Genomic DNA, 24,866 nt, shown 5'->3' on the forward strand with positions numbered 1-24,866 from the left:
TATGTATACTGAAGAATTAATTAGCGTAATTCCTTATAAAGAAATAGTAGGGCAGTTACCAACAACAATAAAGGATATTTCAATCGATTCAAGAAGTGTTCAACCAAAAAGTATATTTATTTGTATTAAAGGATATACCGTAGATGGACATGACTATGCTCAAAAAGCAGTCGAGATGGGTGCTATCGTCATTGTAACGGAACGAAAATTACAATTAGAAGGTGAAGTTGCTCAAATCATTGTTCAAGATACGAATCGAGCATTGGGATTATTAGCAGCGAAATTTTTTGAATATCCATCAAATGATATCACAATGATTGGTGTTACAGGTACAAACGGAAAAACAAGCGTATCTGGCATAATTCATCATATGCTTATTGGTATGGGAGAAAAGTCAGCGGTTTCTGGTACAATCGGCTTTAATTTAAATGGCGTTTTATACGAATCAGCTAATACAACTAGCGATGCATTAAGTACACAACAAATGATTTTCCGTGCGAAAATGGAAGGTTGTCGTGCGATGGTGATGGAAGTTTCTTCTCACGGATTAGCATTAGGAAGATTAGCTGGAGTTGATTATGATGTGGCTGTATTTACAAATTTAACCCACGATCATCTTGATTTCCATGGTACAATGGAAAACTACGGAAATGCAAAAGGATTATTATTCTCACAACTTGGACAAGATCTAACGAAAAATAAATCAGTTATTTTAAATGCCGATGATCCATGGTCTGAAAAATATGCACAATTAACTCCATATCCAGTTTGGACATATGGTTTAAAAAATGATGCAAATTTCCGCGCAGAAAATTGTTGTTATGATGATAACATTACAACCTTCGACATGATAACACCTGAAGGGAAATTCCCTGTTTCTATGAAGTTAATTGGGGAATTTAATGTTTACAATATATTAGCTGCTACAGCGGTATTCTATTCAAGAGGCTTCGAATTGGAAGCAATCATTGAACAGATTGAAGATTTAAACCCTGTGCGCGGTCGTATGGAGAAAATTGTAACTGATTTACCGTTACAAATCTTTATTGATTATGCGCATACTCCAGATGCAATCGAAAAGGCAATCAATGCAGCACTACCATATAAAAAGCCGGACAAAAAAATCATCTTCCTTGTTGGGACTGGTGGTAACCGTGATAAATCAAAACGTCCAGCAATGGCTGAAAAAGCATCGAAAGCGGACTATGTTGTATTGACAACAGATGACCCACGTTATGAAGAATATGACAGTATTACTGGTGACTTAGAAAAAGGTATGCAACACGAAAATTATGCATGTATTGGTGACAGAGCAGAAGCTGTAAGACATGCAGTTTCGGTTGCAGAACCAGGAGATATTATTATCTTCGCTGGTAAAGGTCATGAAGATTATCAAATTATTGGTAACACGAAATATCCTCATAGTGATGCAGAAATCGCGATTGAGGCTGGACGATTAAAATTTGTGTAATTTTTGCTTCTTATCCCTCTCTAACTATAATAGAGAGGGTATTTTATTGGATAGAATGAAAAAAGGTTGTGTAATTTAGTTAAATTCTTATATGATAGGAAAGGTATTAATAAAGGAGACTTAAACTATGACTTCAAAAATAGAACAAGATATAACTTCACGTCGTACCTTCGCCATCATCTCCCACCCGGATGCTGGTAAAACGACGATTACTGAAAAATTACTTTTATTTGGTGGTGCCATTCGTGATGCTGGTACTGTAAAAGGGAAAAAAACAGGTAAATTTGCAACATCAGACTGGATGGAAATTGAAAAGCAACGTGGAATTTCTGTTACATCTTCTGTTATGCAATTTGATTATCAAGGTTTTCGTGTAAATATTTTAGATACACCTGGGCACCAAGATTTCTCTGAAGATACGTATCGTACTTTAATGGCTGTAGACAGCGCGGTAATGGTTATTGACGCTGCCAAAGGGATTGAGGCACAAACATTAAAACTATTTAAAGTTTGTCGTATGCGCGGTATTCCAATTTTTACTTTTATTAATAAGTTAGACCGACAAGGGAAAGAGCCGCTTGAATTAATCGAAGAACTTGAAGAAGTACTTGGAATTAATGCATACCCTATGAACTGGCCAATTGGTATGGGGAAAGAATTTTTAGGAATCTATGACCGTTATAACAAACGTATTGAACAGTTCCGTACAGAAGATTCAGAACGCTTTCTACCAATCGACGAGGATGGCGAATTAGCTGTGGACCATCCAATGAAAGTGACATCATACTATACACAAGCAATGGATGACATCATTCTTTTAAATGAAGCAGGTAATGAGTTTTCTGAGGATAAAATACGTCGTGGCGAATTAACTCCAGTATTTTTCGGTTCGGCTTTAACGAATTTCGGTGTTCAAACATTTTTAGAAACGTACTTACAATTTGCACCTGCACCACAACCACGTATTACAGAGGATGAGCAATTCATCGACCCAGTGGAACATAAAGATTTTTCTGGATTTATTTTCAAAATTCAAGCGAATATGAATCCAGCACACCGAGATCGTATTGCCTTTGTCCGTATTGTATCTGGTAAATTTGAGCGTGGAATGAATATAACATTATCACGTACAGGGAAATCCTTTAAAGTGTCTCAATCTACACAATTCTTAGCCGATGACCGTGAAACAGTTGACGAGGCTGTGGCAGGAGATATCATTGGTCTATACGATACAGGGACATATCAAATTGGAGACACAGTAGTCGGTGGTAAAAAGACCTTCCAATTTGAAAAATTACCGCAGTTTACACCAGAAATTTTCGTTAAAGTTTCTGCTAAAAATGTAATGAAATCAAAACAATTCCATAAAGGGATTTTACAATTAGTTCAAGAAGGTGCAATTCAATATTACAAAACATTGCACACAGAAGAAGTCATTCTGGGAGCAGTAGGACAACTTCAATTTGAAGTGTTCGAACATCGAATGAAAAATGAGTACAATGTAGAAGTTATCATGCAACCAATTGGCTCAAAAATTGCTCGTTGGATTGAAAATGAAGAAGATGTAAAAGAATCAATGTCTTCAACACGTTCAATGCTTGTAAAAGATCGTTTTGACAACCTTGTATTCTTATTTGAAAACGAATTTGCAATGCGCTGGTTCTCTGATAAAAATGAGAACATTAAACTTTATAGTTTGTTATAAGAGAAAACTTTTACGCGGCTTACAATTGTAAGCCGCATTTTTTTATGGGATAAATTTAGACCAGGCTTGTTTATAATAGTGAAAGTTTCAATCGGAAACTATTATTTCCTTATATCTTAGATGTATTTAATTTAGTAATGAGATAAAATGGAAACAAGTAACAGCTATATAAAAAATAGGCTGGGGGTCATAATATGGGGATTCATTTTTTCACTGGTTTTCCTGGATTTATTACAAGTCAACTTATTCGAAGTGTTTTTGAGAAGAAAGTTTCAGATTCTGTAATCGTATTAGTGTTATCAACGGAAATTGAAAAAGCACAAAAAGAAATGGAAGAAATACTTAGCCATTATCCTGGATGCACAATGGAGTTAGTAAAAGGGGATATTACGTTACCGAATCTTGATTTGGACCATGACATCTTGAAACGTATTGTGCCTGAGATTTCGGTCTTTTGGCATTTAGCCGCAATTTATGACTTAGCTGTACCAAGAGAAGTTGCTTGGAAAGTAAATGTTCATGGTACATCCATGGTAAATGACTTTGTTGTATCACTACCCAATCTTAACCGTTACATGTATTTTAGTACTGCTTATGTTGCAGGGACGAGGGAAGGGATATTGTTAGAGACGGAACTTGTTCGACCACCTCAATTTAAAAATTACTATGAAGAAACAAAATTTGAAGCAGAACTATTAGTCGAGGATCTAAAGAGAAAAGTCCCAACTACAATTATACGTCCTGGCATCGTTAGAGGACACTCGGTTACTGGTGAAACGATTAAATTTGATGGTCCTTATTTTTTCTTAAATATGATTGATCGTTTAAAAAGTTTACCCTTTATACCCTATTTAGGTCATTCTACTTCAACGATTAATGTAGTCCCTGTTGATTATATTGTTGATGCAGCAACATTTATTTGTACAGAGGAAAGTGCGATTAATAAAACACTACATTTAACCGATCCACAACCCCATCCAGTTCAAGAAGTGTTTCGTACTATGGTAAAGGAAATGACAGGTAAATATCCAAGGGGACGTTTTCCAATAGAAATTGCTCGATCTATGATGAAAATAAAAAATTTAAGAAAAATGCTAGGTGTTGAAATAGAAACATTAGATTACTTAACATGGAATGCAACCTTCGATAGTCGGCAAGCACAGGAAATTTTGATAAAGGGGAATATCACTTGTCCAGACTTCATCGCATCCATTCCATCAATGGTTAAATTTTATAATGAAAATAAAGGTAACAAACTTTACCAAATTGAAATAAAATAATATTGAAGATATTAGTGAATTTGTGTTATAATCAGGTTACAGAAAATCAAATATCCATTTGACTATTGTCAAAGGGGAGTAGCTTATAAGTATTGTGAGATACTTACTTCACATTCGTCATTACATGGTTTGTTCCATCGGGTGTGAGAGCATAATTTGCACGTATAATTATTGCTAAGCAAGACCTTTGCCTATTATTTAGGCAGAGGTCTTTTATTTTGCCTAAATTTGGAGATTTCTGTGTATTTTAAAATCCCATCAATATGGGCATAAAAAGACTAAGGAGGAACTATCTCGTGGAAGCAATATTATTGGAATATGCTTGGGTACTAGTCGTACTTGTTGTATTAGAAGGACTTTTAGCAGCCGATAACGCAGTCGTAATGGCAGTTATGGTAAAACACTTACCAGAAAATAAACAGAAAAAAGCGTTATTTTATGGATTAATTGGTGCATTTATTTTCCGCTTTGTTGCGTTATTCTTGATTACAGTTTTAGTGAACTATTGGGAAATTCAAGCGATTGGTGCTGCTTATCTATTATTTATCTCAATTAAACACATTTATGACTCGAAATTTAAGAAGTCAGAGGAAACAAAAGAAGATATTGAAGAACATACTCAAAAAGGAAAAGGATTTTGGGCGACTGTTGCTAAAGTTGAATTAGCAGACATCGCCTTTGCAGTAGACTCCATGTTAGCAGCTGTTGCGATTGCCGTAACGTTACCTGAAATGGGAGATTTCCATATTGGAGGTATTAATGCTGGACAATTCGCTGTGATGTTCTTGGGTGGTATTATCGGTATGGTTATCATGCGATTTGCTGCACAGTGGTTTGTAAAAATCTTAAACAAATATCCAGATTTAGAAACTGCAGCATTTTTAATTGTTGGATGGGTTGGTGTAAAATTAGTTGTATTAACATTATCACACGATAAAGTTGGAATTTTACCACATGAGTTTCCACATTCAACACCATGGAAATTAACATTCTGGATTGTATTGTTACTTATCGCTCTTGGTGGATATTTTATCAGTGTAGCGAAAAAGAAAAAGCAAGTTGTAGAAGAAAAATAAATGGTTTTTTAGAGGAGCACATTGCTGTTCCTCTTTTATTTTACTCTTGTTTTCCTTATACTAATAAAAAGTTCTATATTATGGATAAGAGGCGAAATATGTGACTCACAAGAAAAAACATAGTAGAGCAATCACGCCATTTCAATTATTGGTTTCATACTATTTTATCGCAATTGCGTCTTCGTTTTTATTATTAAGAATTCCAGCTGTTTACGAAGAGGGGAAAGAAGTTTCTTTAGTAGATAGTTTGTTTACGGCAGTTAGTGCGGTCAGTGTTACGGGATTATCTGTGTTTGACATTTCATCCACTTTAACACCTTTTGGAATGGTAGTCCTATTAGTTATATTGCAACTTGGAGCAATCGGAATTATGTCCTTGGGCACATTTCTTTGGCTAATAACAGGGAAAAGAATTGGGATGAGAGAAAGACAATTAATTATGATTGATTTTAATCAATCTCAAGTGTCTGGTGTTGTACAATTATTGAAAGAAATCGTGAAGCTCTTATTTATTATTGAGGCAGTCGGCGCATTAATTCTTTCCCTTCACTTCCACCAATATTTTGATACTTGGGGTGAAGCCATTAAACATGGGGTTTTTGCATCCATATCTGCAACAACTAACGGTGGATTTGATATCACTGGGGAAAGTCTACAACCGTTCCATACCGATTATTTCGTTCAATTTATTACAATGATTTTAATTGTGTTAGGAGCGATTGGGTTCCCAGTATTAATTGAAGTAAAAAATTTTTTATTTAGAAAAAAGGATACTTTTCGATTTTCGCTTTTTACTAAAATTACAGCATTAACTTATTTTGTTTTATTTATTGTTGGAACACTCGTTATAATTTTGGTGGAATCGTTCTTGTCTTTTAAAGGGATGACATGGTATGAAAAGCTATTTACAGCAATGTTTCATTCTATTTCTTCCCGATCTGGAGGCTTAACAACATATGATGTATCACAATTTAGTGAAGCCACAGATATTTTTTTAAGTTTTCTTATGTTTATCGGTTCTTCTCCAAGTTCTGTTGGAGGGGGAATAAGAACTACTACTTTTGCTATAGCAATTTTATTCCTTATAAACTTTGCAAACGGTAGGACAGAAATCCAAATATTTGGACGAGAAATCCATTTAAGTGATATTTTTCGCTCTTACGTTGTAATTATCCTTGCGTTTTTTATGGTTATGATTTCGACAATGGTGTTGTTAATAACAGAGCCATATGCAACAACTACACAAATTATTTTTGAAATTACTTCTGCCTTCGGTACTTGTGGTATGTCCCTAGGGATTACTGATAGCCTATCAACTGAAGGGAAGTTTGTTGTAATGATTTTAATGTTCATTGGTCGAGTAGGCCTAATTTCATTTTTATATACTTTGGGCGGTAAAGCAGAAAAACCACCTTATCGCTACCCGAAGGAACGTGTCATAATAGGATAAATTATGTTGATGTCTCATACATTTAAAAAGTATGAGACATTTTTAGTTTAATAAGTATTGTAAATATTATTTTATATATGTAATAACGTAAAAGTATTGCACGAATTATCTGAAAAAAGAGTGCGCTATTTATAATATTTTGTTTTAAAATGTGAATTATTGGGTATATAGTATTGATTTTAGAAATATCTTGAAATTAATGGTAAATAACAAATCAACAAAAAAAGGCGATAAAAAAGTCAAAAAAATATCTTTTTAGATTTAAAAGTACTAATTGGAATTGGATAAAAATTGAAAAATGATATTTTTTACCCATTTTTTTATAAAAAAAACTATGAAATAATTTTAATAATATTTTATATAGAGAATATTTTGAAAATGAAAAAATAAGTCATAATCAAATATTATAGATAATAGAATAAATGTAAAAGATTTGCGTGAAAAATAGAGAGAGAGTATTTTCCCAAATGGAAGGATTGGTGTAAAAAGAATGGTGAAAACTGTAAGTCCTATTTTTAGGAAATTGTTTCAAGCCGTCAAAGATCCAGTACTTATTTTAAATACTTCTTGTCAGATTGAGTCAATAAATGACTACGCAGCGCAATTACTTAATATAAATAATGTAACTAAACAACAACCATTACCAATGGACGAGCCATCAAAACTTCAATGGGCTTCGTTTGTAGATAAAATTCGAATGGATATGGGTGGTTTTTGCGTGTTGAATATTAAAACAAGTGAAAACCAATATAGAAAAATTAAATTAGCTGGTTATTATCATGAAAGAGAAAAATTAATTTTTGCACGAATATCATTAATCCATGAGGAAATATTCTCAATGATTAATGATGTCCCTCATGGAATGATTTTGACGGCTATTAGTGGTGAAATTATTGATTTGAACGACATAGCATCAAATTATATTGAGTGTGAAAAATGCGAGATTATTAATTGTCAGCATGAAAATATCTTTGACTATTTAATTGACTATAATTATAGTAAACTTCAATATTTTGCTAACTTGATGAATAACGGACGAGCATCCATTAACGTTTCCAAAACAAATCGTTTTGGTGAAGAAATGTTTTATAAGCTCGAAAGTAAATTCAATTATAAAATGAGCATGATTGTTACAACAATTACGGATGAGACAGAAAATGTTAAGTTAAAACAACAACTTGAGCAACAAAATTCGTTAAATGCTATTGGACAAATGGCTGCTAGCATTGCTCATGAAATCCGAAATCCAATGACTTCATTAAAAGGATTTATTGAGTTGTTGAAAATTAATTCTACAGAAGATGGTTACAAATATTTAAATGTAATGGATTCTGAAATCCACCGTATGGAAAAGATATTAAGTGAGTTCTTATACTTATCAAAACCAAAAGAACGTAGCTTTGAAAAATTATCAATCGTGCAAATAGTAGATGAAGTAATTGAATTGATGTTACCTCATGCAGTTCACCATAATGTAATTCTAAGAAATCATTATCATGATAATCAGAGTACGCTGATATTTGGAAATGATAATCGATTAAAGCAAATGCTTATTAATCTAGTAAAAAATGCAATAGAGGCAATGCCTAATGGTGGACAAATTACAATTACTTTAGAAAATAAAGATTCATATATTCAGCTATCTGTTAAGGATGAAGGTGCAGGTATTACGGAGTTAGAACAAAGTAATTTATTTAAACCCTTCTATACGACAAAGGAAACGGGAACTGGTTTAGGTCTAGCATTGGTAAAAAAAGTTGTAGAAGAACATAATGGGTCTATTTCCGTAGAAAGTACTGTTGGAATGGGGACAACCTTTATTATTAATCTTCCATTTTGTGAGCAAAATTTACAAACACAAGATGAAGAGGAACTAATCAACTATTGGACTAATAGAGAGTCCGTAAAAAAAATCCCAGTTGTATAATTTGATAAATGTATTTTTGACAAAGCTTTCTCTTAATCGATATAATGCATATATATCGATAAAGAGGATGAATTGTCATGTCAACGAATGAGATTAAGCAATCGCTAAAATTATATATCGTTTTGTCTCGAGCTAATAAAGCAATAAATGAAGTGACGAATCAATTTTTTCAACAACATGGATTAAATCCGACAGAATTTGCAGTTTTAGAGTTACTTTATCATAAAGGTCGTCAACCATTGCAACAAATTGGAAATAAAATTCTACTTGCTAGTGGTTCAATTACATATGTGATTGATAAACTTGAGAAGAGGGGATATTTAAACCGAGTATCATGTCCATCAGATAGACGCGTGACGTTTGCAGAAATTACCGAAGAAGGTTCTAAATTTATGTCAACGTTATTTCCGGAACATGAGCAAAACTTGCATGAATTATTAAGCGTCTTAACAGATGAAGAAAAAGAAACAGCAATTACCTTATTGAAAAAATTAGGATTATCAATTAAAGACTTGTCATATTAATAAAGAAAATGGGAGCATTTTTGTGCTTCTATTTTTTTTGTGGGATTTTTGGCTCAAATAGCGAATCCTCTTATACCTATTAATATAAAGCTTATTAATTTATCTTAGTTAGTGATCAGTTTAAAAAAATAAAAATAGGGGGTAGTTCAAAGTCAATTAGTAATTGACCTGATCTACCCCCTATTAATTTAAAGTTTTTATTTTGGTTGAATACTTAAGCCCATCTTAATAAATGCATCAGATAAATCGTATTTTGCATGGTCGTAAATTGTAAGGCGCACCAGAGAATCACCTTTTTCGTATACTACCATCAATACTTCTTCATCTTCAAAGTTCGTTTTAAAGGCTGCTGAATTAGTAAGTTTATTTTCATCATGATAAGTTTTGAAATCAAATGTTTCATACTCCTCATTGATAGCAGACATTGTTTCTTCCGTATTAGCAAGCAAATCATCGAAAGTTGTATCATTTACTGTAGCGTATTCAATTCGCATGAAGATTGAGTCATCTTTTTCGTAATATAATACATCTTTTCCTGGTTCTTCTGCAGTTAACGAAAATCCTTCTATTGTTTGAATTGTATATTTTTCACTGTCTACAGAAGTAGTTGATTCTGTTTGTTCTTCATTGTTTGATGTGTATGAAATTTCAGGTTTTACTTCTTCACTATCAGTTTGAGGTTCTTCTTGTTCCTCATTTGTTATTGGTGGTTCTTTTTCTTCAGCATTGTTGTTAATATCACTATCCGCGGTAATTGAATCACTTGAAGGTTCTGTAGTAGGCTCCTCGGCTGTATTACAAGCTGCAAGTATCACAATGGACAGAAATAACGTCATTAGTAATAATAAGTTATTTTTCATAAGTTACATCCTCCTTGTTGAATTAAACGTTTTTAGATGGTTAAAGTTTCATTTTTTGCAAAAAAATTATTAATTTAGTGGGATAACCAAAAATAATAATAAGATAAACACTTCATGAGCTACGATAATAAGTGGCATACTTTGCTTCCATTCATAAAGAAAGCCCCACATTAGCCCAGCAATTAATGCAACAATTGCTCCTAGCATAAATCCACTAATCGCTACAGAAAATGCAAATAAAATGCTAGTTATAATAACTGCTATAATTGGTGAGAACCATTTCTTTAATTGTTGCTGGACATATCCTCTCCAAAATAATTCTTCACCCACTACAATAATAAAAATTAGAAGTAAGTAATGCCATATATTGTTAGGGCCATAGCTATTAAGGAATTTTGTTATAGTTTTTAATAGACTTGTATCTACTTTCGAAATGATAAAATATCCAAGCCGAACAATAGCATACAAAATTGTCCCGTAACCAATACCCAAAATAAGATATTTCCAAGTAGGAAGTTCATCATTAAACTTTCCTGCAATTATGGCAATTGCCATACCTACTAATAAGGTAAATGTATAAAGGTACCAAAAGATTGCAGTTTCCTTAAATGTGAAAAATAACAGGATGTAGACGAAAACTATTGATAGAAGGAGTACTAAAGTTTGCTTTGAAAATTTCATAATCTGACCTCCTTCTATACATTTTAACAAAAAAAAAATCCCCTATCATCTTTTTGCGAATAATGGGGAATTTAATTTACTTACTTGAAGCTGAGAGTTAAACTATCTTCAACCTTTGTTGCCTAATTTTTTTCTATGATATTTAGGATACAACAAAAATCGAATTCTCTTAAAATTGACTTAATATTTTATATTTTTTATGGTTTACTACAGTTTTTTCTTCCATTTCTAAATCATGAAAATTATCCATAATTGTTAAGTCAACAATGACAGAGTTTTCATTAACTTTTTCGACTACCCCTTGTAGTCCTTCTTTGAACTCGACAATATTTCCAACCTCTGCTATTTTCATAAGAGTCAGCTCCTTATTGACTAATATTATGAAAGTTTGCATTATTTTCTTAAAAAAGTAAAGAGCTTTTTGAATAATTAATAAATTTTAACTATTTCTTAACAAGAAAGTAAGGTGTTTTATGATGGAAATGTATAAAAATATGATTGAACAATTAAAAAATGGGGAAATAAAAAGTTTAGAAATTAAAAAAGAGGAGTTTTTACAATTTAGAGAAGTACTAGTAAAGGATGAAATGTTTAAACATTTTCGTGGCGAGGCAAAACAAGGGGGAAATGTCGTATTTACCTTTCTTGAAAATCCGAGATCTTAATAGTTGTCGAACTTTGTCTAATGATTTTCCTTCTATAATGAATAAAAAACTCTATAATAGGAGGACATCATGAATTTTTTAGGAGGGGTTTTGTGGACAAAAACCTTTTAAAAAAACTTGAGCAAAAACGTCAAATGATGATTGAATCAGGAATGGTAAATGGACTTCAAAACCCAAAAACAATTCGTTTAAGTAAACAATTGGATCAGCTTATGAATCAATTTGAAGGTCAAACAAATAAAAAAGAAAATGAACAATCAGATAACCTATTACAATAGATCATATATTTCAGAAGGTTTGTTTAAGCAAAGGTAAAAAGTCTTTTAATATCCAACCGTCATTATCGATAAAAATTCAAAATAAAAAATTTAAAAATTTTGTTTTATTTTTTAATTAAAATGGACATATTAGATTTGAACACAGCAACATTCTCATTTCCCCCTTTTAGAGCAGAACTTAACGTTTCTGTTCTCTTTTTTTTTGCGAAAAATAATTACTTTATAAAAAAGTGTAATAATTCCAATTATTTATCTACATTTTTCCTGCTGTTTGTTAAACTACAAGTAAGCCGAAAATATTATTGAAGGAGAGATAATGATGAGTGAACAGAAAAAAATTGCCTTTATTGGGACAGGCGTTATGGGTTCAAGTATTGTAAAACATTTAATTCATGCTAATTATGATGTTTCGATATATACACGTACAAAATCGAAAGCACAAAGTTTAATAGAATTAGGAGCAAAGTGGGCTAGAACACCAAAGGAAGCTTCTGAAAATGCAGACGTTATTTTTACAATGGTTGGCTTTCCGAAAGATGTTGAAGAGGTTTATTGCAATCAAGATGGCATCTTTCAATCAGCTAAAAGTGGTTCCATCGTTATTGATATGACAACTTCAGAACCATCTTTAGCGAAAAAACTTTATGAATTAGCAAAAGAAAAGGGAATATCTAGCTTAGATGCTCCAGTATCTGGTGGGGACGTTGGTGCACAAAATGGTACGCTTTCCATTATGGTTGGTGGTGATAAAGAAGCATTTGAAGAAGTATTACCGATTCTACAAATCTTTGGAAAGAATATAGTATACCAAGGGGAGGCTGGTTCTGGTCAACATACGAAAATGTGCAATCAAATTTTAATCTCAACAAATATGATTGGCGTTTGTGAAGCTATTAGTTATGGTATTAAAGCTGGGTTAGACATTGAGAAGGTGTTTCAATCCATTTCTACTGGGGCGGCTGGTTCATGGTCCCTTAGCAATTTAGGACCGAGAATGGTAAAAGGTGATTTAGAACCTGGTTTTTATATTAAACATTTTATAAAAGATATGCGTATTGCTATTGATGAAGCAGAAAGAATGAATTTAAATTTACCGGGTTTAAAATTGTCGAAAGAACTTTATAATCAGCTACTAGAAAAAGGTTTTGGAGAAAAAGGAACGCAAGCTTTAATTAAATATTATGTTGAGTAAGGTAGGCGGCATGGTAGTGAGAATCTAAATTTAGGGGAGATACAATGGGTAAACATTTGAGCCGTAAGATCCCTGGACAAAGAAGCCAACTCGCTTTATATGTGTCTTTGCCGATTCTTTCCTGGGCATTTTATGATTTTGCCAATACGATTTTTTCTTCAAATATAAACACGGTGTTTTTTCCTTTTTATATGGATGAAGTTTTAGGTACGGATGAAGTAAGACAACAAGTTGCAAGTACATTTATTTCCTATGCAAATGCAATTGCTAGTTTCTTTTTAGTTGTTTTCTCACCGTTATTTGGGGTTTGGATAGATAATACTGGATATAAAAAGCGTTTTATAGTTTGGTTTGCTTCCATCTCAATTCTATTTACATTTATGATGGGGATTTTTGCGAGCCTCAATTTAAATTCCAATATTTCGGGTGTACCTTTAAGTTTATTTTTAGTGGTCATTAGTTTCGTCATAGCAAAATTTTTCTTTAATTCGAGTTTAGTATTTTACGATTCCATGATGGGGGACTTAGGAACAAAAGAGGAAATGCCCCTCATATCTGGTTTTGGTGTTGCAGTAGGTTATTTAGGTACAATATTTGGTCTACTTGTGTATCTAATGGTTAGTGATGGAAATTTCCATCGTGCTTTTATACCAACAGCTATTATGTATTTACTATTTTCATTGCCCTTATTTTTCTTTATAAAAGATCGTCCAATTCCAAAAGAAAATAGGAAATCGATTAAGTTTATTGATGGTTATAAGGAAATTGTTAACACTTTTAAAGAAATGAAAAAGTATAAGGCAATTTTCACCTTTATGATTGCGTATTTTTTCTTAAATGATGCTATTGCTACAACCATTGCTATGATGGCTGTTTATGCTACAGCAATTGTAGGATTTTCATCCGGGCAATTTATTATTTTATATTTAGTTAGTACGATTTCAACTGTTATTGGCTCATTAGCTTTTGGCTATATTACAAAAGCAATTGGCTCAAAACGTGCAGTATCAATTGTTTCCCTTCTAATGATTGTAGCATTAATTTTTGCAGTCTTTGCAACTGCTCAATGGATGTTTTGGATTGCGGGTAGTATGTTTGGTATTTCTCTTGGTTCCATGTGGGTTACTTCTCGAACGCTTATTATCGAATTATCACCTGAAGAGAAACGAGGTCAATTTTTTGGCTTATTTGCTTTCTCAGGAAAAGTATCCTCCATCATTGGACCGGCACTTTATGGAACTGTGACACTTTTGTTAAAAGATTATGGCACTTTAGCGAGCCGAGTTGCCTTAGGTTCACTGATAATCCTTACAATTATTGGACTTCTTGTACATCTACAAGTTAGACCTGAAACCCAAAATCGCTTATAGGAGAAAAGACTTCCCTATGATACAATCTAATTAGATTACTAGATACAGTAAGAATAGGGAAGGAGCGCCAAAACTATGGAACAAAAAGGGATTTTACTTGAAAGTGGTACAAATGAACTTGAAATAGTTGAATTTGAAGTGGCGAGTAATAAATTTGGAATTAATGTTATTAAAGTAAAAGAAATCATTCAACCAATTCCAGTTACATTTATCCCTCATGCACATCCACACGTTGAAGGGATTGTGCAGTTACGTGGAGAGGTATTACCTGTAGTTGATATGTTAAAAGTACTAGGCATTCCACATGCTCAATATAACGTTCAACAAAAGTACATTGTTGCAGAGTTTAATAAGCAAAAAGTGGTTTTCCATGTTGACAATGTAACGCAAATTCACCGAATCTCTTGGGATGATATTGAAAAACCATCAGATATGTATCAAGGAGGTTCTTCACAAGTAATTGGTGTAATTAAACAAAATAACTCGATGATTTTACTATTAGACTTTGAAAAAATTATGGTAGATATTAACCCGGATTCTGGTATTAGCATGGAGTCGGTTAAAAAACTTGGGAAACGTGAACGATCTGAAAAGAAAATTGTTTGTGCAGAAGACTCGCCATTATTGCGCAAACTTATTCATGACACATTGACTGAAGCAGGTTATGTTAACCTTGAATTCTTTGAAAATGGACGCGATGCATTAGATTATTTAGAAGGTTTATTAAATACCGGAAAACCAATTGAAGATCAAGTACAACTAGTTATTACGGATATTGAGATGCCAAAAATGGATGGCCACCATTTAACGAAAAAAATCAAATCTAACCCTGCATTAGAGAAATTACCAGTAATTATTTTCTCAAGTCTAATTACAGATGACCTGCGTCATAAAGGCGAGGAAGTAGGGGCAGAAGACCAAATTAGTAAGCCAGAAATTGCCGAGTTAATTCTAAAAGCAGATGAACTGATTTTATAACTTGTGTGCATTGGTATCCTAAATTTTATAAATTTTAACTTAAGGTCGGATACCCCTTTGGCAATCCGATCTTTTTTATTGATCAGGTAGGAAAAGGTATACTTAGTTTCCTTACAAATATTGCATAATTCCGGATTCATTTAACCATTCTTTACTTATAGATAGGGTTCAATATTATTGGTACCCCGAATAAATATAAAAAGAGAGTAGGGATCCCAAACGGAACAGTTAAAAATAGCGATAATAGATATCGGATCAAATACAATTCGTCTCGTACTTTATAAATACAATCCTAAAGAAGGGCTTAATGAATTTGGAAATATAAAAACTGTTGCAAGGTTAAGAACATATATTAATCCTAATGGAGAAATGTCAGAACAGGGCATAAATATTTTATTGGAAACATTAAAATCATATAAAAAGATTTTAGATGATTATGAAGTATCGGATATTTATGCTGCTGCAACTGCTGCTGTTCGACAAGCAACCAATAATACAGAAATTATTGATCGAATGAAAAAAGAGACTGGGATTACCATTAACTTGTTAAGTGAAGAACAAGAAGCTTTTTTTGGTTTTTTAGCAGTAGCTCATTCGATGGATACGCCATCAGCGGTAACAATTGATATTGGTGGTGGTTCTACTGAAATAACACTATTCGAAAATAAAACATTACAAAAATCAATAAGTTTTCCATTTGGTACCGTATCCCTTAAGCAAAAATTTGTTTCGGGCGATATTATAAATGACGAAGAAAAAAAATTATTACGTCAATATATAAAAAAGCAATTTGACAAATTAAATTGGATTAAAGATGTAAAATTACCGGTGATTGCGATTGGTGGAAGTGCCCGTAATCTAGCTCAAGTACATCAACATACAATAGACTATCCAATTTCAGGAATACATCAATATGAAATGAAATTTGATGATTTAGAAGTATTAAATACATTTTTAAGTAGAATGTCATTTGATCAGTTAAAACAACTAGACGGGCTTTCAACGGATCGAGCAGATATTATCGAAATTGCATTAGAGGTATTTAGAACATTAATGGGTGTGGTTGGAGCCAAGAAGTTTCAAATTAGTAAAAAGGGGTTACGAGAAGGGCTTATTATTCATCGTGTACTACAGAGTGATCCAAATAGCTTCAATAAGTTTAATGTTTTTGAAGAAAATGCAAAAAGAATAATGTACCAGTATGGTCGGTTTGAAGATGAATGTCTAATGTTAACTTCTTCTACAGAACAGTTATATTTGGAATGTTGCAAATTGAATCTTTTCACATTCAATGAAAAGCATCTAAGTTTACTAAAAAAAGCTGCACAAGTCTTTTCAATTGGGGAATATATAGAAAATGATTCATCTAATCAACACACGTTCTATCTATTAGCGAATCAATCCATTGCAGGGATGAGTCATAGAGATCGTGTTAAATTAGCATTGTTAGCCTCTTATAAAAATAAAGACTATTTCCGCCGTTTCTCAGCTCCGTTTTTAAATTGGTTTAATCGTGATGAACTTAAAGTTTTGAGAGAATATGGGGCGTTGTTAAAATTTGTCTATTCATTAAATGTTTCAAAGCGAAACTTAGTAAAATCAGTTCATTTAGAGCTAATCAACGATACAGTTCACATTAACATTGTAGCAAGTAAACATCCTATGGCGGAAATCTACCAATCTGAACGTCAAAAAAAACATATTGAACGTGTATTCAAAAAGCCTGTAATAATTCAATTTTTAAAAGAGGGTGAAATGGGATGACTACAGAAATACAGAGAGATTCTCAAGGGGAAAGGGAAAATGGAACAGTTACCACTTATGAGCAATTAATGCAAGAAATTGCTAAGCCAGAATATTATAATAACCGTGAATTAAGCTGGTTAGCATTTAATGAACGAGTGTTAGAAGAGGCTGAAGATCTAGAAAATCCATTACTTGAAAGATTAAAATTCTTAGCCATTTTTAGTTCAAACTTGGATGAATTTTTTATGGTACGTGTTGCAGGTTTACAAGATCAAGTACGAGCAGGTTTTAATAAACCAGAGAATAAATCTGGTTTAACCCCAAAAGAACAATTAACGAAAATAGCTGAGCGAACTCAATCTTTAGTAAGAAGACAAATGGAATTATTTCGTCATTTAGTTTATGAATTATTGCCTTTAGAAAACGTGAGAATCAAGGATTTTAAATCTTTAGATATTGTTCAAAAAAGGTTCATTGATGAATTCTTTGAAGAAACAATTTTTCCTGTTCTCACACCTGTTGCTGTGGATGCGTATAGACCGTTCCCAACGTTATTAGGTAGAACGTTAAATTTACTTGTAATGTTAGAAGAAACTAATACAGTAGAACAAAATGAAAAAGTGGCGATTGTACAAGTTCCATCTGTTTTAGAACGATTTATTGAACTGCCAAGCAATGAAGGCGAAAAGGAATTTGTATTATTGGAGGACGTCATTACAAGTCATATTGATCAATTGTTCTATGGTTATAAAGTAAAATCTACACAAGCTTTCCGTTTAACAAGAAATGCTGATTTAACAATTCACGAAGAAGGTGCACAAGATTTACTAGTTGAAATTGAAAAAGAGCTGAAGAAACGTAAATGGGGTGTCGGTAGTCGATTAGAAGTTCGCGATGGCGAAATGAGTGACGAAGTTCTGGATTATCTATTAGAAGAATTTGAAATTGAAGAGTCAGATGTATTTAAGATAGATGGTCCGTTAGATCTTACATTTTTATTTGGGTTTGTAAAGAAAATTTCTGTAGGTCTTGAACATTTAGAATATGAAAGTTTTATACCACAGCGCCCGAAAGATTTAGATTCAGATGAAGATATTTTTGAAAAAGCGTTAACGCAGGATATATTCTTCCATCATCCATATGAATCTTTTGAGCCTATTGTTGATTTTATTACAGATGCAGCAACGGATCCTACGGTACTTGCGATTAAACAAACATTATATCGCGTTAGTGGCAACTCACCAATTATCCATGCATTAAAACAAGCAGCAGAAAATGGGAAACAAGTAACTGTTCTTGTAGAATTAAAGGCAAGGTTCGATGAAGAAAATAACGTTCACTGGGCGAAAGAATTAGAACAAGCAGGTTGTTTAGTAATTTACGGCATGAATAATTTAAAAACCCATTCGAAAATTACATTAGTTGTTAGAAGAAATAATGGAAAAATTGAGCGTTTTGTTCACTTAGGTACGGGGAATTATAATGATGCAACAGCAAAAATTTACACGGATATGGGTATTATTACATCTAATAAGGAATTTGGCATCGATGCAACGAATTTCTTTAATTACTTAAGTGGGTATACTGAAAAGCCAGTTTTCCATCACTTAGTAGTTGCACCGTATGACATCCGTGATGAATTTGTTCGATTAATTGATGAAGAGATTCGAATGCATAAAGAATATGGAAATGGATTTATTCGTGCAAAAATGAACTCTTTAACGGATAAAGATTTAATGATGAAGCTATATGAAGCCTCAATAAATGGGGTAAAAGTTGAATTATTAATTCGTGGTATCTGTTGTATCCGACCAGGAATTCCTGGCATAAGTGAAAACATAACTGTGACAAGTATTGTAGGACGTTTTTTAGAACATTCTCGAATTTTTTGGTTCCATCATAATGGAGAAAATAAAGTATTTTTATCTTCAGCGGATATGATGACACGTAATATGGTGAAACGAGTTGAAATTTTATTCCCTATTTATTCTGATCAGATAAAGAAAAGAGTAATGCATATACTTTTAACCGAATTAAATGATACGGCAAAAGCACGTATCCAAGATTCATCTGGTAAGTATCATTATAAAAAAGAGCGTGATAGTTCAATGAAGTTAAATTCACAGGAATATTTCTTATTAGAAGCGGTGAGTACCGTTGTCGTAGAAGAGTAAATCGTTTATGATTTACGAAGGATAGTGTGGGAGGCGTCTGAAAAGTCATTGCGGGACGACTCCTACAAAAGTAATTTTTTCTAGGAGATATTTACCAAGTAGGGGAGAGGGTGTCCAAATAGTTTTGACTTTTTGGAACCCCCAATACTAGCTTATGTAAGTAATATAATGGGGGATAAAAATGATAAACTTTCCGATTGTGGAAATTGAAGAATATTTACATGAGATCATAAAACTAAACCCTTTTGAAGCAGTTGTCATTTTAAAACAAAAACAGGCACAAAAAGCATTTTCTGTTGAAATGATTAATTCAAAAGCATCAAATTTATCTCCCACTGCTTTTATAAAAGGGATGGATGCCAGACAATTTTTTCAATTGTTAGATTGGGAGCAGTTTTCTGAAATCATACAAAATCCAACTGGAGAAATCCAATACATATCAATTGATAATTTAAAAATGCTATCGATTTATGTTCAACCGATAGCGCATAAAGAAGATATTTATTATGCATTGATAATCAAAAAAGTTTTACATAACAATAGCCCATTTAGTTTAGTGTCTTTTCAAGATGTAACAACTGGGTTATTAAATCGACGTGCACTTAATGCTAGATGGTCTGAACAATATCGAGAATATAAAGACGATAAGAATATTGCTTTAATATTAATTGACTTAGATCGCTTTAAAAAATTTAATGAATCCCTGGGTAAACAAAAAGCAGATAATATGTTAAAACAAATCAGTGAACGTTTTAGTGAGTTGCAAAATGAAAACTATGAATTATTCCATTATAACGGTGATGAATTCCTTTTCCTCGTTCGGTATTATTTACGAGAAGAACTTGATTTATTAGGAAACCTAATTTTGGAAAAATTAAAAGATCCATTTATGATTGATGGACAAGAGTATTTTGTAACATGTTCAATTGGTATTTCAACAATTTTATCTGACCAAGGTAGAGATTTAGAAACACTTCTATTACAAGCTGAACAAGCTTTATTTTATGTAAAAAAACATGGCCGATCCCATTATCGATTTTATCGTGAGGAAATGAGTCATACATTCCAAAATGTAGTGTTAATGGAAGCTCATTTACGTAGGGCAATAGAATTTAACGAAATGAGTATTCATTTACAACCACAAATCGATTTTGAAACAAATGAAATTGACAGTTTTGAGGCATTAATTCGATGGAATAATCCGAAATTTGGTTTTGTACCACCTTCGCAATTTATTCCAATTGCAGAGTCTTCAGGATTAATTATACAAATTGGGGATTGGGTATTAGAGCAAGTATGTAAATACCAGCAACAATGGCGTGAAAAAGGATACAGACCTGTCCGAATTGCTGTGAATATTTCTCTTAAACAATTTAAACAGGAAGGCTTTGCAGAAAAAATTAAACAAATTTTAAACAAGTATGATGTGAATCCGAAGTTTATTGAGCTGGAAATTACAGAAAGCTCTATGGAAAATGCCGAGGAAACACAAGCAATTTTAAGAAGTTTAAAAGAATTAGGAGTCTACGTATCTGTGGATGATTTTGGAACAGGATACTCATCGTTGAGTTATTTAAAAAAATATCCCATTGATATTATTAAAATCGACCAATCGTTTATTGCTGATTTAAATAAAGATGAGAAAAATGAAGCAATTGTGAAAGCGATTATAGCACTCTCTGAAAATCTCGGAATGGATGTAATAGCTGAAGGTGTCGAAGAGAAGTCCCAGGAACTCTTCTTAAAACAACACCGCTGTAAAAAAGGTCAAGGTTACCTATATAATAAACCACTACCGGTACAAGACATAATTGAACAATATTTAGTGAAGTAACATGAACCAACAAATATTATTTTTATAGAATTTGTTGGTTCTATTTTTTGCTGAAAATTTTACATTATTCACAATATTTTCTGACAATTGAATGACAGTAGATTGAATATGCGGTAAAATGGATTCTGAATAGTCATTCATTTGAGGGGGTAGGGGATACAATGTTATTAAAAGGTGAAACAATCATTGTTACTGGCGGATCTAGTGGTATGGGTTTAGCAATGGCAAAGCAATTTGTTAGTGAAGGGGCTAATGTTGTTATTACAGGCCGAGATAATGATAGATTACAAAAAGCAAAAAGCGAGATCCTAGAAAAAGGTAGTACGATAGAAACATTTCAAATGGATGTTCGTGAAGTTGAACATGTACAAGCAATGGCTCAGTTTACAATTAATAAATTTGGTACGATTACAACTCTAGTAAATAATGCAGCAGGAAATTTTATTGTGCCAGCAGAAAAATTATCTCCTAACGGTTGGAAGGCAGTTATTGATATCGTATTAAACGGTACTTTTTATTGTTCTTCTGAAATAGGAAAGTACTGGATTGAAAATGGAATAAAAGGAAAAATTCTAAATATGGTTGCTACTTATGCTTGGGGTGCAGGTGCTGGAATCATCCATTCAGCTGCTGCAAAAGCAGGTGTTTTGTCATTAACTCGATCTCTCGCTGTTGAATGGGGACATCAATATGGGATTCGGGTTAATGCAATTGCACCAGGTCCGATCGATCGAACTGGTGGAGCAGAAAGATTGTGGCAATCGGAAGAACATACAAAACGAACAATTGAAGCAGTTCCATTAAAAAGACTAGGAACACCTGAAGAAATTGCAGATTTAGCTGCTTTTATTTTATCCCCTAAAGCTTCTTATATGAATGGAGAATGTGTCACTTTAGATGGAGGTCAGTGGTTAAATCAATACCCATTCTAGTTATTGATAACTTGTACATTGGAATAACAAAAGAATTGAGATGCATACTAATTACAACTCTAATGTAAAGGAGGTTGTAATGATGGGAATGTGGGTCATACCAGCATTAATAACAGGTATCATTTTAGTAGCAGTTTCGTATTATATGTCAGTTGGAGTTATGAAAAATGTTCGAAAACGAGCTGCAGCAACTGATACACCAATCAGTAAAGTGATACGTGATCACCCAATTGCAATGAACCCAATTATTATCATGTATGTTATCTTTGGTTTATTTACTGGAATAATGATCTTTTACTACTGGGCCGTTTATGGCTATTAGTATATGATATTTTAGAAAAATCATCCTTCTACTCCAAAATACTACCTTCTTATAATGGTCATTTGTGAACAATTTGTGATATCATATAAGTAACGTAGTGTCCTGTTCTGAATAGTTCGACAGAAAAAGGAGTAGAAGGCAATGATTTCAACAAGTAGAAAAGCGTTATTAGATACTCCAATTAGCGAGTTTATTATTTCATCTGAAAAAGTCGCTCATGTACAAATAGGGAATAGTGCTGAACATGCTTTATTAGTATTGACGAAAACCGGTTATTCATCAGTGCCAGTATTGGATATCAAGTTTCGATTACACGGGTTATTAAGTACGAAAATGATTACTGAGTCTATATTAGGTCTTGAGCGTATCGAATATGAAAAACTTGCAAATATAAAAGTAGATGATGTTATGGATCGAGGGGTAACGTATCTTAAAATAACAGATACATTCCAAAAAGCTCTTGATCTAGTTATTAACCATGCATTTTTGTGTGTTGTAGATCATGAAGGTACATTCGTTGGAATATTAACTCGTCGTGTCATTTTAAAACAATTAAAAAAGTACATTTATTCAGTAGATTAGTAGAGTCGACAAAATCCTTCCTTTGGATTTTGTCGATTTTTTCACTGGTATCATTATTTTAAAACTGAAGGGATGACTATTTTGAATACAACTGAAGCAGAAATAATAAAAATTTTATCTGAAGAAAAGAATATGAGAAAGGCTGCGGAACGACTTTTTTTAACACAACCAGCCCTTTCTCAACGCTTACAGACCATAGAAAAGGACTGGGGGGCGCAGCTTTTTATCAGATCTCAAAAAGGATTAACTCCGACCCCAGCAGGAGAATTAGTCATACAATACGCAATCGAAACAATAGTTCGGAAAGAAGAAGTTTTTGAAACAATTCAAGCATTAAATTCAAAAGTACATGGAACATTAAAAATAGCTTGTGCTTCAATAGTTGGTCAAAACTGGCTTCCTAAAGTATTGAAAGATTTTGTCACACAGTATCCAGATGCAAAGATATCCTTAATTACTGGTTGGAGTTCCGAAATCGTTAAAGCACTATATGAAGGAGAAGCTCATGTTGGAATTGTGCGCGGACAAGCTGAATGGAAAGGGAAAAAAGTACATCTGTTTCGCGATATGATGTATCTAGTTGATAAAGAAATAAAGCAACTTGATGAATTAATAACGACTGATCGACCATTTATTCAATTTAAAAGTGACTCGAGTTATTATCAAGAAATCCAACTTTGGTGGCAACGACATTTTTCTTCAAATCCAAAAAGACAAATATTTGTAGATCAAATTGAAACATGTAAACAAATGGCGTTGAATGGTATAGGCTATGCGATATTACCTTCCATCACTTTGAACGGTGAAGAAAAAGTAAATAAAATTCCGATTACAAATACTGAAAAAGATTTAGGATTAACTCGTGATACATGGTTAATTGGCTATGATTCTTCCTTTGAATTAAGACAAGTAGCAGCGTTTGTTGAAGTGGTAAAACAACACGCAAGCTGTTTGTACGATTATACGAAATAATAAATGCTGGTTAATTTAAATTAGCAAGTATATTCAGAAATTTTTACGTGCTAATTAATGAAAAATTTAGTACAATAATTTAATGTTATAAATCATTACATATATGGGGGAAATCATCGTGACAAAAAAATTAAATGCACAAGAAATTATTGAATTTATTGGTAATGCTAAAAAAGTAACACCTGTTAAAGTATATGTATCAGGTGAAGGGGTTGCGAATTTAAATTACGGAGAAAATACAAAAGTATTTGGTGAAAATAATAGCGCTGTAGTATTTGGTGAATGGAGTGTAATTGAAGCAGCTTTAAAAGAGCATGCTGATAAAATTGCTGATTACGTTGTTGAAAATGACCGCCGCAATTCAGGGGTACCTTTACTTGATACAAAACATATCAATGCACGTATTGAACCAGGTGCAATTATCCGCGATCAAGTTACAATTGGTGACAATGCAGTTATTATGATGGGAGCAATCATTAATATCGGTGCAGAAATCGGTGAAAAAACGATGATCGATATGGGTGCGGTATTAGGAGGTCGTGCGACAGTAGGTAAAAACTGTCATATTGGTGCAGGTACGGTTCTTGCTGGTGTTATTGAGCCACCTTCTGCAACACCAGTTATTATTGAGGACGATGTTGTAATCGGTGCAAACGCTGTTGTGTTAGAAGGTGTACGCGTTGGAAAAGGTGCAGTTGTTGCAGCAGGCGCAATTGTAATTAGTGATGTTGAACCATATACTGTTGTAGGTGGAGTACCAGCGCGCGTTTTAAAACAACTAGATGAAAAAACAAAATCAAAAACAGAAATTATGGACGCGTTAAGAAATATTTAAGAGGGTGATTTA

The 24,866-nt window shown here is 33.0% G+C and carries 23 protein-coding genes; 20 read left to right on the top strand and 3 right to left on the bottom strand.

What is annotated here, in order from left to right:
- The first annotated feature begins 1 nt into the window (after nt 1).
- The 7 genes from NKR20_RS03825 to NKR20_RS03855 all read left to right on the top strand — a co-directional run bounded on the left by NKR20_RS03825 (nt 2) and on the right by NKR20_RS03855 (nt 9,433).
- The gene (locus NKR20_RS03825) at nt 2–1,471 is read left to right on the top strand and encodes a UDP-N-acetylmuramoyl-L-alanyl-D-glutamate--2,6-diaminopimelate ligase (protein ID WP_121214095.1); all 1,470 of its coding nucleotides are present in this window, start codon (nt 2–4) and stop codon (nt 1,469–1,471) included.
- A 127-nt stretch (nt 1,472–1,598) separates the two neighbouring features.
- Nucleotides 1,599–3,176, top strand: coding sequence for a peptide chain release factor 3 (locus NKR20_RS03830; protein ID WP_121214096.1), 1,578 nt, complete (start codon nt 1,599–1,601; stop codon nt 3,174–3,176).
- A gap of 194 nt (nt 3,177–3,370) precedes the next feature.
- On the top strand, nt 3,371–4,456 hold the full coding sequence (locus NKR20_RS03835; protein ID WP_253423778.1) for an SDR family oxidoreductase: 1,086 nt from the start codon (nt 3,371–3,373) through the stop codon (nt 4,454–4,456).
- A 296-nt stretch (nt 4,457–4,752) separates the two neighbouring features.
- A complete protein-coding gene (locus NKR20_RS03840; RefSeq protein ID WP_121214098.1) occupies nt 4,753–5,532 on the top strand; it encodes a TerC family protein in 780 nt (259 codons plus the stop codon).
- A gap of 100 nt (nt 5,533–5,632) precedes the next feature.
- On the top strand, nt 5,633–6,982 hold the full coding sequence (locus NKR20_RS03845; protein WP_121214099.1) for a TrkH family potassium uptake protein: 1,350 nt from the start codon (nt 5,633–5,635) through the stop codon (nt 6,980–6,982).
- A gap of 523 nt (nt 6,983–7,505) precedes the next feature.
- A complete protein-coding gene (locus NKR20_RS03850) occupies nt 7,506–8,909 on the top strand; it encodes an ATP-binding protein (protein ID WP_253423780.1) in 1,404 nt (467 codons plus the stop codon).
- 77 nt (nt 8,910–8,986) lie between these two features.
- Entirely contained in the window at nt 8,987–9,433 is a 447-nt protein-coding gene (locus NKR20_RS03855) for a MarR family winged helix-turn-helix transcriptional regulator (RefSeq protein ID WP_121214101.1), read from the top strand.
- Nucleotides 9,434–9,630: 197 nt separating this feature from the next.
- Here the strand turns inward: NKR20_RS03855 and NKR20_RS03860 are convergent, their stop codons facing one another.
- The 3 genes from NKR20_RS03860 to NKR20_RS03870 form a co-directional block, all read right to left on the bottom strand.
- Entirely contained in the window at nt 9,631–10,293 is a 663-nt protein-coding gene (locus NKR20_RS03860; protein ID WP_253423784.1) for a hypothetical protein, read from the bottom strand.
- Nucleotides 10,294–10,362: 69 nt separating this feature from the next.
- The gene (locus NKR20_RS03865; protein ID WP_253423787.1) at nt 10,363–10,974 is read right to left on the bottom strand and encodes a CPBP family intramembrane glutamic endopeptidase; all 612 of its coding nucleotides are present in this window, start codon (nt 10,972–10,974) and stop codon (nt 10,363–10,365) included.
- Nucleotides 10,975–11,143: 169 nt separating this feature from the next.
- Nucleotides 11,144–11,326 (bottom strand): YkvS family protein, encoded by a 183-nt coding sequence (locus NKR20_RS03870; RefSeq protein WP_097071958.1) that lies wholly within the window; start codon nt 11,324–11,326, stop codon nt 11,144–11,146.
- Between the two features lie 124 nt (nt 11,327–11,450).
- Between NKR20_RS03870 and NKR20_RS03875 the strand changes: the two genes are divergently transcribed.
- The 13 genes from NKR20_RS03875 to dapD all read left to right on the top strand — a co-directional run bounded on the left by NKR20_RS03875 (nt 11,451) and on the right by dapD (nt 24,854).
- Nucleotides 11,451–11,639: a hypothetical protein gene (locus tag NKR20_RS03875; protein WP_121214104.1), complete on the top strand. Its 189-nt coding sequence runs from the start codon at nt 11,451–11,453 to the stop codon at nt 11,637–11,639.
- Nucleotides 11,640–11,731: 92 nt separating this feature from the next.
- A complete protein-coding gene (locus NKR20_RS03880; protein WP_121214105.1) occupies nt 11,732–11,917 on the top strand; it encodes an aspartyl-phosphate phosphatase Spo0E family protein in 186 nt (61 codons plus the stop codon).
- 319 nt (nt 11,918–12,236) lie between these two features.
- Nucleotides 12,237–13,109, top strand: coding sequence for an NAD(P)-dependent oxidoreductase (locus tag NKR20_RS03885; RefSeq protein WP_253423790.1), 873 nt, complete (start codon nt 12,237–12,239; stop codon nt 13,107–13,109).
- 44 nt (nt 13,110–13,153) lie between these two features.
- Nucleotides 13,154–14,479: an MFS transporter gene (locus NKR20_RS03890; protein ID WP_253423793.1), complete on the top strand. Its 1,326-nt coding sequence runs from the start codon at nt 13,154–13,156 to the stop codon at nt 14,477–14,479.
- 75 nt (nt 14,480–14,554) lie between these two features.
- Nucleotides 14,555–15,457, top strand: a complete 903-nt coding sequence (locus NKR20_RS03895; RefSeq protein WP_121214108.1) for a chemotaxis protein — start codon at nt 14,555–14,557, stop codon at nt 15,455–15,457.
- Between the two features lie 234 nt (nt 15,458–15,691).
- Entirely contained in the window at nt 15,692–17,221 is a 1,530-nt protein-coding gene (locus NKR20_RS03900; RefSeq protein ID WP_253428040.1) for a Ppx/GppA phosphatase family protein, read from the top strand.
- Complete coding sequence (locus NKR20_RS03905; RefSeq protein ID WP_301285887.1) at nt 17,218–19,377, top strand: RNA degradosome polyphosphate kinase; 2,160 nt, start codon at nt 17,218–17,220, stop codon at nt 19,375–19,377. Before NKR20_RS03900 ends, NKR20_RS03905 begins: the two co-directional genes overlap by 4 nt.
- 181 nt (nt 19,378–19,558) lie before the next feature.
- The gene (locus NKR20_RS03910) at nt 19,559–21,211 is read left to right on the top strand and encodes a putative bifunctional diguanylate cyclase/phosphodiesterase (protein WP_121214111.1); all 1,653 of its coding nucleotides are present in this window, start codon (nt 19,559–19,561) and stop codon (nt 21,209–21,211) included.
- A 161-nt stretch (nt 21,212–21,372) separates the two neighbouring features.
- Nucleotides 21,373–22,143 carry a 2,4-dienoyl-CoA reductase gene (fadH, locus tag NKR20_RS03915; RefSeq protein WP_121214112.1) on the top strand — a complete coding sequence of 257 codons (771 nt, stop codon included), beginning with the start codon at nt 21,373–21,375 and terminating at the stop codon, nt 22,141–22,143.
- Between the two features lie 79 nt (nt 22,144–22,222).
- The gene (locus tag NKR20_RS03920) at nt 22,223–22,465 is read left to right on the top strand and encodes a short-chain dehydrogenase (protein ID WP_245987495.1); all 243 of its coding nucleotides are present in this window, start codon (nt 22,223–22,225) and stop codon (nt 22,463–22,465) included.
- Nucleotides 22,466–22,606: 141 nt separating this feature from the next.
- Nucleotides 22,607–23,047 carry a cyclic-di-AMP-binding protein CbpB gene (cbpB, locus tag NKR20_RS03925; RefSeq protein WP_121214114.1) on the top strand — a complete coding sequence of 147 codons (441 nt, stop codon included), beginning with the start codon at nt 22,607–22,609 and terminating at the stop codon, nt 23,045–23,047.
- 72 nt (nt 23,048–23,119) lie between these two features.
- Nucleotides 23,120–24,019: a LysR family transcriptional regulator gene (locus NKR20_RS03930; RefSeq protein ID WP_121214115.1), complete on the top strand. Its 900-nt coding sequence runs from the start codon at nt 23,120–23,122 to the stop codon at nt 24,017–24,019.
- A 118-nt stretch (nt 24,020–24,137) separates the two neighbouring features.
- Nucleotides 24,138–24,854, top strand: a complete 717-nt coding sequence (gene dapD / locus NKR20_RS03935; protein ID WP_245987496.1) for a 2,3,4,5-tetrahydropyridine-2,6-dicarboxylate N-acetyltransferase — start codon at nt 24,138–24,140, stop codon at nt 24,852–24,854.
- Nucleotides 24,855–24,866: the final 12 nt, after the last annotated feature.

Source organism: Ureibacillus endophyticus (assembly GCF_024159215.1).
GTDB lineage: Bacteria > Bacillota > Bacilli > Bacillales_A > Planococcaceae > Ureibacillus > Ureibacillus endophyticus.

What these genes read in the sequence shown, in the direction of transcription:
- NKR20_RS03930 (WP_121214115.1), top strand. Translation starts at nt 23,120, where the DNA reads ATGACTATTTTGAATACAACTGAAGCAGAAATAATAAAAATTTTATCT.
- cbpB (WP_121214114.1), top strand. Translation starts at nt 22,607, where the DNA reads ATGATTTCAACAAGTAGAAAAGCGTTATTAGATACTCCAATTAGCGAG.
- NKR20_RS03905 (WP_301285887.1), top strand. Translation starts at nt 17,218, where the DNA reads ATGACTACAGAAATACAGAGAGATTCTCAAGGGGAAAGGGAAAATGGA.
- fadH (WP_121214112.1), top strand. Translation starts at nt 21,373, where the DNA reads ATGTTATTAAAAGGTGAAACAATCATTGTTACTGGCGGATCTAGTGGT.
- NKR20_RS03885 (WP_253423790.1), top strand. Translation starts at nt 12,237, where the DNA reads ATGAGTGAACAGAAAAAAATTGCCTTTATTGGGACAGGCGTTATGGGT.
- NKR20_RS03920 (WP_245987495.1), top strand. Translation starts at nt 22,223, where the DNA reads ATGATGGGAATGTGGGTCATACCAGCATTAATAACAGGTATCATTTTA.
- NKR20_RS03910 (WP_121214111.1), top strand. Translation starts at nt 19,559, where the DNA reads ATGATAAACTTTCCGATTGTGGAAATTGAAGAATATTTACATGAGATC.
- NKR20_RS03865 (WP_253423787.1), bottom strand. Translation starts at nt 10,974, where the DNA reads ATGAAATTTTCAAAGCAAACTTTAGTACTCCTTCTATCAATAGTTTTC.
- NKR20_RS03860 (WP_253423784.1), bottom strand. Translation starts at nt 10,293, where the DNA reads ATGAAAAATAACTTATTATTACTAATGACGTTATTTCTGTCCATTGTG.
- NKR20_RS03890 (WP_253423793.1), top strand. Translation starts at nt 13,154, where the DNA reads ATGGGTAAACATTTGAGCCGTAAGATCCCTGGACAAAGAAGCCAACTC.
- NKR20_RS03835 (WP_253423778.1), top strand. Translation starts at nt 3,371, where the DNA reads ATGGGGATTCATTTTTTCACTGGTTTTCCTGGATTTATTACAAGTCAA.
- NKR20_RS03870 (WP_097071958.1), bottom strand. Translation starts at nt 11,326, where the DNA reads ATGAAAATAGCAGAGGTTGGAAATATTGTCGAGTTCAAAGAAGGACTA.
- NKR20_RS03875 (WP_121214104.1), top strand. Translation starts at nt 11,451, where the DNA reads ATGGAAATGTATAAAAATATGATTGAACAATTAAAAAATGGGGAAATA.
- NKR20_RS03825 (WP_121214095.1), top strand. Translation starts at nt 2, where the DNA reads ATGTATACTGAAGAATTAATTAGCGTAATTCCTTATAAAGAAATAGTA.
- NKR20_RS03830 (WP_121214096.1), top strand. Translation starts at nt 1,599, where the DNA reads ATGACTTCAAAAATAGAACAAGATATAACTTCACGTCGTACCTTCGCC.
- NKR20_RS03855 (WP_121214101.1), top strand. Translation starts at nt 8,987, where the DNA reads ATGTCAACGAATGAGATTAAGCAATCGCTAAAATTATATATCGTTTTG.
- NKR20_RS03895 (WP_121214108.1), top strand. Translation starts at nt 14,555, where the DNA reads ATGGAACAAAAAGGGATTTTACTTGAAAGTGGTACAAATGAACTTGAA.